The sequence below is a fragment of the Mycolicibacterium gilvum genome (genome assembly GCF_900454025.1).
Classification (GTDB): domain Bacteria; phylum Actinomycetota; class Actinomycetes; order Mycobacteriales; family Mycobacteriaceae; genus Mycobacterium; species Mycobacterium gilvum.
This window is the reverse complement of record NZ_UGQM01000001.1, coordinates 3235849-3245923: the sequence shown is the minus strand read 5'-3', so window position 1 is coordinate 3245923 and position 10075 is coordinate 3235849. Positions and strand designations below refer to the sequence as shown.

At 65.2% G+C, this 10075-nt stretch carries 10 protein-coding genes; 4 read left to right on the top strand and 6 right to left on the bottom strand.

What is annotated here, in order from left to right; all coding sequences use genetic code 11:
• Positions 1 to 3 precede the first annotated feature (3 nt).
• The 3 genes from DYE23_RS15205 to DYE23_RS15195 all read right to left on the bottom strand — a co-directional run bounded on the left by DYE23_RS15205 (position 4) and on the right by DYE23_RS15195 (position 2378).
• On the bottom strand, positions 4 to 234 hold the full coding sequence (locus tag DYE23_RS15205) for an MbtH family protein (RefSeq protein WP_115327555.1): 231 nt from the start codon (positions 232 to 234) through the stop codon (positions 4 to 6).
• A gap of 68 nt (positions 235 to 302) precedes the next feature.
• Positions 303 to 1616 carry a glycosyltransferase gene (locus DYE23_RS15200; RefSeq protein ID WP_115327554.1) on the bottom strand — a complete coding sequence of 438 codons (1314 nt, stop codon included), beginning with the start codon at positions 1614 to 1616 and terminating at the stop codon, positions 303 to 305.
• 9 nt (positions 1617 to 1625) lie between these two features.
• Positions 1626 to 2378: a class I SAM-dependent methyltransferase gene (locus DYE23_RS15195; protein ID WP_235660412.1), complete on the bottom strand. Its 753-nt coding sequence runs from the start codon at positions 2376 to 2378 to the stop codon at positions 1626 to 1628.
• Between the two features lie 124 nt (positions 2379 to 2502).
• Between DYE23_RS15195 and DYE23_RS15190 the strand changes: the two genes are divergently transcribed.
• The gene (locus DYE23_RS15190) at positions 2503 to 3009 is read left to right on the top strand and encodes a DUF2505 domain-containing protein (protein WP_115327553.1); all 507 of its coding nucleotides are present in this window, start codon (positions 2503 to 2505) and stop codon (positions 3007 to 3009) included.
• 11 nt (positions 3010 to 3020) lie between these two features.
• On the opposite strand, the gene DYE23_RS15185 is transcribed toward DYE23_RS15190, so the two are convergent.
• A complete protein-coding gene (locus DYE23_RS15185; RefSeq protein ID WP_235660411.1) occupies positions 3021 to 4148 on the bottom strand; it encodes a class I SAM-dependent methyltransferase in 1128 nt (375 codons plus the stop codon).
• 295 nt (positions 4149 to 4443) lie between these two features.
• On the opposite strand from DYE23_RS15185, the gene DYE23_RS15180 reads away from it, so the two are divergent.
• Both DYE23_RS15180 and DYE23_RS15175 read left to right on the top strand, forming a co-directional pair.
• Positions 4444 to 5547, top strand: a complete 1104-nt coding sequence (locus DYE23_RS15180) for an NAD-dependent epimerase/dehydratase family protein (RefSeq protein ID WP_115327552.1) — start codon at positions 4444 to 4446, stop codon at positions 5545 to 5547.
• Positions 5548 to 5750: 203 nt separating this feature from the next.
• Positions 5751 to 6440: a rhamnosyl O-methyltransferase gene (locus DYE23_RS15175; protein ID WP_372516251.1), complete on the top strand. Its 690-nt coding sequence runs from the start codon at positions 5751 to 5753 to the stop codon at positions 6438 to 6440.
• 92 nt (positions 6441 to 6532) lie between these two features.
• On the opposite strand, the gene DYE23_RS15170 is transcribed toward DYE23_RS15175, so the two are convergent.
• Both DYE23_RS15170 and DYE23_RS15165 read right to left on the bottom strand, forming a co-directional pair.
• Positions 6533 to 7513 carry an NAD-dependent epimerase/dehydratase family protein gene (locus DYE23_RS15170; protein WP_115327551.1) on the bottom strand — a complete coding sequence of 327 codons (981 nt, stop codon included), beginning with the start codon at positions 7511 to 7513 and terminating at the stop codon, positions 6533 to 6535.
• A 46-nt stretch (positions 7514 to 7559) separates the two neighbouring features.
• The gene (locus tag DYE23_RS15165; RefSeq protein ID WP_115327550.1) at positions 7560 to 8942 is read right to left on the bottom strand and encodes a nucleotide sugar dehydrogenase; all 1383 of its coding nucleotides are present in this window, start codon (positions 8940 to 8942) and stop codon (positions 7560 to 7562) included.
• Positions 8943 to 9339: 397 nt separating this feature from the next.
• Between DYE23_RS15165 and DYE23_RS15160 the strand changes: the two genes are divergently transcribed.
• A complete protein-coding gene (locus tag DYE23_RS15160; protein WP_115327549.1) occupies positions 9340 to 10014 on the top strand; it encodes a rhamnosyl O-methyltransferase in 675 nt (224 codons plus the stop codon).
• Positions 10015 to 10075: the final 61 nt, after the last annotated feature.

Genomic DNA, 10075 nt, shown 5'->3' with positions numbered 1-10075 from the left:
GGTCTAGTTATCGGAAACCCCACCCGCTGCGAGCCGTTCGCGCAGAGACCTCGGGCGGATGTCCGCCCAGTTCTGTTCGATGTAGCTCAGACACTCGACGCGATCGGCTGCGCCGTGCACCACGCGCCAGCCGGCCGGCACCTCGGCGAAGGTCGGCCACAGGCTGTGCTGGCCCTCGTCGTTGACCAGGACGAAGAAACTGCCTTGTTCGTCGTCGAACGGATTGATGCTCAACGGTTCTCCATCATGTTATTGACGCACCTGTAACTATTTGCCAACTCTACTTCTGCGTGTGACCTCTGTCACTGGGTGTGACTCTTGTCACCCCTGTCTGCGGGGTGGCGCCGCCCCTGGCCCGGTCCGTAACGGGCGTGCTGCTCGAGCAGGTTGGCGGCGGCGGCGGCAGCGTCCGCGGGCTCGGTGATGTGGGTGGCCAGCACCTTCGCCCGCTCCCCGCACGGTGGTTCGAGAATCGTGCGCAGATCGTCGACCAGGGTGGTTTCGGTGGCCGTCGAGAAGCGCCGCGCGGTTCCCACACCCAGACGCTTGACGGCGGCGCCGTAGATCGCATGCACCATGTCCCAGTAGAGGATGAGCTGGGGCACGCCGGCCCGCATCCCGATCGGGGTGGTCCCGGAGCCGCCGTGGTGGACGAGGGCGCGGCAGCGGGGAAACACCGCGGCGTAGTTGAGCGTGCCGACCACTTTCACGTGCTCAGGAACCGCCACTTTGCTGAAATCGGTCCCGGCGGCGCCGATCAGGGCCCGCTCGCCCAGTCGCGCGCAGGCCGCGCTGATCATCGCGACGGTGTCGACCGGCGACTCCACCGGAATGCTGCCGAACCCGAAGTAGATCGGCGGCGTTCCGGCGGCGAGCCACGAGGCGACCTCCTCGTCGGTGTCGGTGCTCAACTCCAGCGTCAGCGTGCCGACGAAGGGCCGCTGATCTGCGTACTCGCCCCATTCGGCGGCGAGGCCGGGGAAGCACGCGGCGTCGTAGGCCTGAATCTCGAGCGACCCCCGTTCGGTGATCCGCCGCGGCGCGGAACCTGTCGACGCCGGTAGCCCGAGCCCCCGCCGCTGCGTGTCCTCGACCTTCTTCGTCACCCGCCACGACAGCCACCAGAACGCTCGCACCACCGCGCGGCCGAGCGCGGCGGGCAGCGCCGTCAGGATCTGGCCGTTGGGCCGCAAGGGGAAGTAGTGCAGGGTGGCCAGCGGAACGTCGAGATACTCGGCGACGTTGGCGGCGGCGTCCTCGAAGTTGATCCCGGTGAAGATGAGATCGGCGCCGTCGGCCAACGTCGTCAACGTCGAGCTCATCTCCTGCCAGCCCTGCAGGAGCGGTCCGGCGATCTCGACGCGCGATCTGATCAGATCCCGCACCCGCCAGGGTGTGCGGAAGAAGCAGGTCCAGAAATCGCGGTGCGCGTCGAGGATGCTCTGCGCGTCCGGGCCGAAGCCGACCGTCTCGATCCCGGCCGCCCGGGTGAATTCCACCAGATCGGGTGGAACGGCCATCCGCACGTCATGGCCGCGCCGCACCAGTTCGCGGCCGACGGCTGCGGACGGTTCGATGTCCCCGCGACTCCCCCATGTCGCCAACACGAATTTCATCGGAAGCTCCTACCGGCGAGACGCGCCGGCGCTGAGGAATTCGTCGACGTATCGAGGTGGCCTGAGGTTGAGAAGTCGTCGGCGGTCGGCCTTGAGATCGGCGTAGGTGAGCGCCGCGACCTGATCGGGTGTGTAGGGCAGCATCGAATCGGGGGTGCCCTTCCGGACGAAGCCGACGCCCTGGTCGCATTTGAGGACGCCGACGATCAGGTCCGGGCGGGTGCTGCGCAGATGGACGATCGCCTTCCAGACGTCACCGTTCCAGAGCCCGATCACCAGCGGCCCCTTCTGCTCGGCGATGAAGTCCTCCCACGAGTCCGCCCGGCGGCCCGCCAGTTCGAACGGCGGATTGCAGTCGTGCAGGAAGATGACACCGTCCTCGCGCAGGTGGCGCACGGTGTACTCGACGTCGCGGACCACCTGCTCATAGGTGTGCAGGCCGTCGATCAGCGCGACGTCGACAGGATGGCGCTCCAGCAGTGCCGCCTCGTTCCGGAAGAACGCATCGCTGGTGGTCTCGAAGTAGTACGTCTCGCGGCCTTTGGCGTCGGCGAGCTCGCGCGTCCGCGGTGAGAGCCGGAAGGCGGGGTCGACGGCGATCTTGACGTCCGCGCTGATCCGTTGGAACGCCTGCCCTTTCGACACCCCGATCTCCAGGTAGACCGGGTCGACGCGCTGCTCCAGCGCCCGCTGCACAGCCCTGATCCGGTTCATGCCCGGCAAGGCGTCCGCCAACATCACCAGCCCGTCGTTGATGCCCACGCGACGATCCTGCCTTAAATTGACGATCGCGCCTATAAAACGCGCCAACTCGTTCGCGGGAGCGGCGCGACGTTGCCAGAATCGTGACCCGGCGCGCGAAGCGTTGCGGAGGAGGAGAGAGCGGATGGCCCGTTCGTTCACCGGCACTGCGGAGTCCACGGCGAGCGTCGAGGGAATCCACGCCGCATTCGGTCGAGAGGACTACTGGCACGACCGGCTGGCGACCGGTTCAGGCGTGGTGACGGTCCTGGATTCGCTGGACGTCGGCCCCGGCGGAGACCTCACGGTGCGCTACACCCTGGATCTGGGGCGTCAGCTGCTGCCCGGGCCGGTCGCGAAGCTCGTTCGGGGCGGAGTGTCGATGCAGTACACGGAGACCTGGGTGCCCGACCGCGAGGGCCGGGTGTGCGGGAACATCGCCGTCGCGGTCTCGGGAGGCCTGGGTTCGTGTGATGCGCAGACATGGCTGCGGCCGGCCGGGTACGGATCGCAGCTGCGTTTCGCCGGCCGGGTGACGGTGCGGATCCCGTTGGTCGGCGGAAACCTGGAGAAATCCATCGGTGCCGATCTGGCCCAGAACATCCCATCGGTGCTGGACTTCACCGCATCGTGGATCGGCGACCATGCGTGAACCCGTGCGGCTCAGGACCTTTGGCGACCGAGCTCGCCGAGCCCGGTGATCTCGAGGCTGACCGACTTACGCTGCCCCGCGGCGCCGAGCATGAATGCGATGTCGCCCAACGGTGCGCCGAGCCAGAAACGCCAGAACCGCTTCCCGAGGAACGCCCACGCGTACCGGCCGTCGCCCAGCGACCAGTAGCCCGCGATCAGGATGAGGTAGTACGCCACACGCTTCCAGCGTGAGGCGACCATTTCGACGTTCATCTCCCAGATCTCCAGGCCCCAGGCGCGGTACCGGTACTGGAGTCCGTACTTGCGCTGGAACTCGTAGAACGCGAGCATCTCGCCGTTGGTGACCAGGTATTCGTCGAACACCAGGATCGACCCCTCGACGAACCGGTCCTTGCACGTCTCCAGTGCGTGCAGGCAGCTCTCGTAGGTGTCGAGGTCCATGTGGAACAGCGCGATCGGCGCCGCGGGCTTGGAGGCAAGGAAAGGTTCCAGCGTGTCGTAGGTACTGCCCTTGATGAACTCGACGGGGCGCCCGAGCGCCGGGGGGAGGCCGTCGCGCAGTGTGACACCGGTGTCGGTGATGAAGCGCTGGGCGAGCGGCTCTGTCAGTGAGAAGGTGCCGCGCTTGATCACGAGTTGATCGTCGACCTGCCAGTCCTCGACCAGGCCTTCAAAGGTGTCGAAGCCGTATACCGGGCGGCCGCTGGCGTCGGCGGTCAGCCTCGTCGACCACCCGATCCACACCCCGAGGTCCAGGACCAGCCCGTCGGTCTCTTCGCCGGTCGGCGGGGCGAGTCGCGACGCCTCCCGCAACAGGGTGTGATCCGGGATCCTGCACTGCCGCAGCTCTTTCAGCGAGCGGGTGATGAAGGCGCGGTAATCGTCGTCGTAGACCCTGGTGTCTCTGGCGTAGAGGTTCGGGATGAACCGGTCGCGGCCGCGGTAGGCGAGGCGGGCCGCGCCGAGCAGGAGCGCGAGGGCGCCGAGGACGGCAGCCACCACGGGCGCGAAGAAGCACGCCGTCACCACGGCCGCCGCGATGAGGACAAGCCCCGCATGCCACACCCGATGCAGTGTGGTCCTGTCCACCGCGCGCCCACGTGTGCGATCTGCCGTGTGTCCGTCGACTACGCTCACCAGTTCTCCTCTGGGTCTCGGCTAGCAGACTAGGGCGTCGGACCTGACTTTTGTCCCAGTCCGGACGCAATACTGACGTATGTGCTAATTTTCTCCCCGACCGAACGGTTCTTCGTCCCCGGGTGGTGACCTTGCGCTCAGCCGACAACGTCATACGCGCTGCGGGGCTGGTGGACACAGGTCTGGTGCCATCGGGATTGCGCGCAGGAATCGAGGGGTTGCGCGCAGTCGCGGTGGCTGCTGCCGACCTCCGATCCTTCGGCGCGCGGCCGGGCAGGCGCTGGAGGGATGGCAGTTGACGACATCGGTTCTCATCACGGGCGGGGCGGGGTTCATCGGATCCGCGCTCGCGCGCAGACTCGTCGACGCCGGCCACGACGTGGCGGTAATGGATGTTCTCCATCCGCAGGTGCATCGCAAGCCGTGTGTGGTCGAGCTCCCGCGCGAAGTCCGGCTGTTCACCGGAGACGTCACCCACGCTCCGGACTGGGACGCTGTCCTGCGCCTGTTCGAGCCGACCCAGATCGTGCATCTGGCAGCCGAAACCGGTACGGCACAATCCCTTTCCGAGGCGACACGGCACGGTTCGGTGAACGTGGTCGGTACGACCCAACTCGTCGACGCGTTGGGCCGCGCCGACTTCGTGCCCGAACACCTCGTGTTGGCGTCGTCGCGAGCCGTGTACGGCGAAGGGGCGTGGGACACCGGCGCCGGTGTCGTCTATCCACCGCCGCGTACCCATGCGCAACTGGCGGCAGGCAACTGGGATCCCGTGGGCCCGGACGGGGTTGCGCTGCTGCCCCTTGCGAGTGCGGCGGACCGTACAGAACCCCGGCCTACGAACATCTATGCGTCGACAAAGCTTGCGCAGGAGCACATCCTGGCATCGTGGGCCGCCGCCCATGACACCCGGCTGAGTGTGTTACGGCTCCAGAACGTCTTCGGCCCGGGTCAGTCGCTGACCAACTCGTATACGGGGATCGTCGCGCTCTTCGCTCGGCTGTCCCGTGCCCGGCAACCGCTCGAGGTCTACGAGGACGGACGGATACTTCGCGATTTCGTGTACATCGACGACGTCGTCGACGCACTGCTCGCCGCCCTGCAGCGACCCCGGGCGAAGGCACGCTGCCTCGACATCGGGTCCGGCGCCTCGACCACCATCCACGAGTTGGCCACCATGGCGGCGCGTCTGTGCGACGCTCCCGATCCGGTGATCGTCGGCAAGTTCCGCGACGGCGACGTGCGTGCGGCGAAGTGCGATGTCAGCGCCGCCGAGGACGACCTCGGGTGGCGCCCGAAGTGGCGACTCGAGGACGGTTTGCTCGCTCTTCTCGACTGGGTCGACGACGCCGGCGAAAGAACGCTCAGATCAGGCGATCTGGGCGTCCTGACCCGGTGAGAAATTAAATAACGTATATGTCAATTCTTCCTCCGGGTGAGCGGCCGGTCAGCTAGCCTGCTGCGGTGCAGAAAGAACACGGGGACCGGAATCTGGGAACGCTGAGCCGCGAGGACTCCGCGCCGAAAGCCAGTTTCGTGGACAGGAATTCAGTCCTTCGCATCGCTACGGCCCTCTACGAGCAACGGCCGACTCCGTCAGGTCTGGGCAGAAGGCTGGCGAGCGGTGTGCTGGCGCCCTTCCTTTATGAGTCGACGGGCGCGGAGGTCGAGGAGTACCACAAGTGGTACTACAACACGAACGTGTGGAAGCAGACCACATGGATGGGGGTCGACTGCTGGAAGTCGGTCAGCGACATGTGGAACTACCAGGAGATCCTGTTCGACCTGAAGCCGTCCCTGTTCATCGAGTTCGGCACCGCCCACGGCGGATCCGCGATGTTCTTCGCCGACACCATGCGGCGCATCGGCGAACCGTTCAACCTTCTCTCCGTCGATGTCACCCACCAACTGCTCAACCCGATCGCTCAGCGCGACCCCGACGTCCAGTTCGTCAAGTCGCGCTCGACGGTACCCGCCGTGGCCGAGCACATCCGGCGCCTCCAGAACGAGATCCCGGGCAAGACCTTCGCGATCCTCGACAGCGACCACTCGATGGAACACGTGCTCGCGGAGATGAAACTGCTGCGGCCGCTCCTGAAGAAGGGTGACTACCTGATCGTGGAGGACTCCATGCTCAACGGTCACCCCAACCTTCCCGGATGGGGGCCGGGCCCTTACGAAGCCATCGAGGCATACGAGGAAGAGTTCCCGAACGACTACACCCATGATGTGGCTCGGGAGAACAAGTTCGGATTCACCTTCGCGCCGTACGGATTCCTGATCCGCAACTAACGGAACGCGTGCCTGCGGGCACCTGACGCTCAAACGACACCGCGGCGGCACGGAATCCGTGCCGCCGCTGCGTCGTCGGCGTGTCCGGGTCCTCAGTCGAGATACCAGGGATTGGCCCGCGCCCAGTCGATGGTGCGGCGAATCCCCTCCTCCAGGTCCACCTCGAGTCGCCAGCCCAGCATCCGCTGCGCCTTCGTCGAGTCGGGAACGCGGCGCGGGATGTCCTCGTAGCGGGCGCCGTAACGCTCGACAGTGTCGAACGCGGCAGTGCTCGACACGGCATCCACCTTGGCGATCTTGATCGCGAGATCGACCGCGTCGCGCATCGTCGTCTCGGTCATGCTGCCGATGTTGAACACCTCACCGATTCCCGCGTCGCTGTCGGCGGCGAGGAGGGTGCCCGCCACGGCGTCGTCGACGTAGGTGAAGCACCGGGTCTGGTCGCCGGAGTCGTAGAGCAGCGGTTCGCGACCGTTGAGGATCCTGTGAATGCTCTTCGACAACAGGAAGATCGGGTTCTGGCGCGGTCCGTACACGTTGAAGAACCGGACAACGGTGACGGGTAGGCCGTACGCGTCGTGCATACCGAAGACCATGTGCTCGGCCATCGCCTTGCTCGTGCTGTAGCTCCAGCGGGCGGTACGTGTCGATCCGAGCACGCGATCGTCGTCCTCTTTCCACGGGACGCCGGGATTCTTCCCGTACACCTCCGAGGTGCTGGTGAAAACCAGGCGGGCGCCGTGACGGTGGCTCAGCGTCAACACATTCCGGGTGCCGATCACGCTGACGTCGACGACGCGCATCGGGTCCTCGACATACTTGTTGACCCCGACCACCGACGCGAGGTGGAAGACGGTGTCGACATCAGGCGTTATCGCCGCCTCCAGTGCGGCCAGATCGGTCACATCACCCTGGACGAACCGGAAGCCGGGGTGCCGGTCGAACTCGATGCTCGTGTCATGGGTGTTCTTCGCGTAGTCGAACACCGTGACCGTGTCCCCGCGGTCGAGCAGTGCGGTGACCAGATGTGAACCGACGAAGCCGTAGCCACCCGTCACGACGACATTGGACATGGTTGCTCTCTTTTCCTCTGGGTGTTCGAAGGGCTTCAGGCCCCGGTCAACGGCCGATGCCCTTGTAGACGAAGCCGGCGGCCCGCACGGCTGCGGGGTCGAAACTGTTGCGCCCGTCGAGGAACACGCACCCGTCGGCAGTGAGATCTGCCAGCCGGGTCAACGGGACCTGGTGGAACTCTCGATGCCCCGCCAGAACCACCAGTGCGTCGGCGTCCTTGATCGCCGACTCGATGTCCGGGGTCAACGGGATCGTGGTCACCGAGAGGGCTTCGTCGTCGTGCACCCACGGGTCGTGGATCGACAACTGGCACCGCGAATCTTCGAGCATCGACACGATGTACTTGGTCGGGGTGAGCCGGCAGTCGCCGGTGTTGTTCTTGAACGCGATCCCGAGCACGGCAATCTTGCTGCCCTCGATGGTCTTTCCCTGATCGGCCAGAAGTTGTCCGAGTAGACCGTAGGTGTAGCCGGGCATGGTGTCGTTGACGGTCCGTGATGTCCGCGGAATCGACAGCTCGAGTCCGAGGGACTGCCCGAGATGGTTGACGAACCACGGGTCTTTGGTGAGGCAGTAACCGCCCACACCCATGCTCGGCCGCAGGATGTTGACCGGATGGCCACCCTTGGGCATCGTGTTGGCCGCCTCGATGACCTGGAGCGCATCCATTCCGAGTCGATCGCAGACCTTCGCGAGCTCGTTGGCCAGCGCGACGTTGAGGTCCACCCACACGTTGTCGGCGAGCTTGACCATCTCGGCGGTTCTCGGATCCTCGACGATCACGGACTCGACTCCCAGGGCATGTCGCCACAGGGAGGCACATGCCCTGGCGCTGCATTCGTCGACGGCCCCGACCACGACCGGAATCGATGTCAGCTCGTGGATGGCCTGACCCTCGGCGAGGCGTTCGGGGCAGAACGCCAACCCGAAGTCGAGGCCGGCGCGCAGGCCCGAGGCCTCTTCGAGGATCGGTCGGACCAGGGTCTCGGTGGTGTCCGGCGGAACCGTGCTCTTGAGGATCACGACGTGCCCGGGTTGCAGGTGTTCTCCGACAGCTCGTGCGGCGGCCTTGATGTCGTCGACGATCGGCTCGTAGTCGGGACCCAGCGGCGTGCCGACGTTGACGATGACGAAATCGGTGTCCGCGATGGCCCCGAAATCCGTTGTGGCGCGGAGCCGGCCGATCCGCACGGTGTTGGCGACCATTTCGCCGAGGCCCGGTTCGGCGACCGACGTCCGGCCCTGGTTGATGTCGTCGACAACGCTGCGGCGCACGTCGATCCCGGTCACGGGCCATCCGCGGTCGGCCAGCACTGCTCCGATGACGGTGCCGATGTAACCGAAGCCAACGACCGCGATTCCCGACCGCATACCGCGGACCAGCAGATCGATCTCGGCGTCGCTGCGTACGAACGCTCCCCTAGCCATGCGGTACCAAGCCCTTTCAGTCCCCCTGCGAAGTTCCGGCGACGACGACAGCGAGGGCCTCCCACCACTCACCTCGGCCGCAGTCTAACTAACGCGAACGTCAATCCGTTCGGTATTGCGAATTCTCGCGAACATCGGGTGTCCACGGCGCATGCCTCGTCGCGGCGGTGGATCGACCGGATTCCCGCGGGATCGGAGTTCGTCCAGACGGCCGCTCGACAAGACTTTTGGCTGCTACTCTGCGCCCGTGCAGAGGCGTCAAAACAACGAAGAGCGGAATCAGGGCCGCACCAACCTTGCGCTACGCCGCGAGTTACCTTCCTACGGCCCGAACGACAAAGATCGGAAATCGATCGGCCAACTTGCCGTCGCTACCGCGAAATCATTGCGACGAGTGATGAATTCGGCACTGTCCATAGTGCTTTATCAGCCCACCGGTTCCGAGGGCGAGGAATACCACAAGTGGTATTACAACACCTTTGTGTGGAACAAGACCACGTGGCTCGGTGTGGAATGCTGGAAATCGGTCGCCGACATGTGGAACTACCAGGAGATCCTTTTCGACCTGAAGCCGTCGCTGATCATCGAATTCGGTTCGAACCGCGGCGGATCGGCGCTGTTCTTCGCCCACATCATGCAGCGCGTAGGCACACCGTTCAAGGTGTTGTCGGTGGACATCAGCCATCAGCGCCTCGACCCCGCCACCACCAACGACCCTGACATCGTCTTCGTCGAATCCTCGTCCATCGTCCCGGCTGTGGCCGACCGCATAGCGCAACTCAAAGAGGAGTTCCCGGGCAGGATCTTCGCGATTCTCGACAGCGACCACTCCAAGGATCACGTGCTGGCGGAGATGAAGCTTCTCCGGCCGCTCTTGTCCCCCGGCGATTACCTACTGGTGGAAGATTCGTGCGTGAACGGCCATCCGGTCCTCCCAGGATGGGGGCCCGGGCCCTACGAGGCCATCAAGGCGTACGAAAATGAGTTTCCCGACGATTACACCCACGATGTGATGCGAGAGGACAAGTTCGGATTCACATTCGCTCCGAACGGTTTTCTGATCCGCAACTAGAGCTCACGTCCTCCGCCGCGGTACGCAATTCTGGCAAACTTCGTCCGCGGCGCGATGGACG

Bases quoted from the DNA above. Each gene is read 5' to 3' on its own strand.
- DYE23_RS15160 (WP_115327549.1), top strand. From the start codon at position 9,340: ATGAATTCGGCACTGTCCATAGTGCTTTATCAGCCCACCGGTTCCGAG.
- DYE23_RS15190 (WP_115327553.1), top strand. From the start codon at position 2,503: ATGGCCCGTTCGTTCACCGGCACTGCGGAGTCCACGGCGAGCGTCGAG.
- DYE23_RS15165 (WP_115327550.1), bottom strand. From the start codon at position 8,942: ATGGCTAGGGGAGCGTTCGTACGCAGCGACGCCGAGATCGATCTGCTG.
- DYE23_RS15200 (WP_115327554.1), bottom strand. From the start codon at position 1,616: ATGAAATTCGTGTTGGCGACATGGGGGAGTCGCGGGGACATCGAACCG.
- DYE23_RS15170 (WP_115327551.1), bottom strand. From the start codon at position 7,513: ATGTCCAATGTCGTCGTGACGGGTGGCTACGGCTTCGTCGGTTCACAT.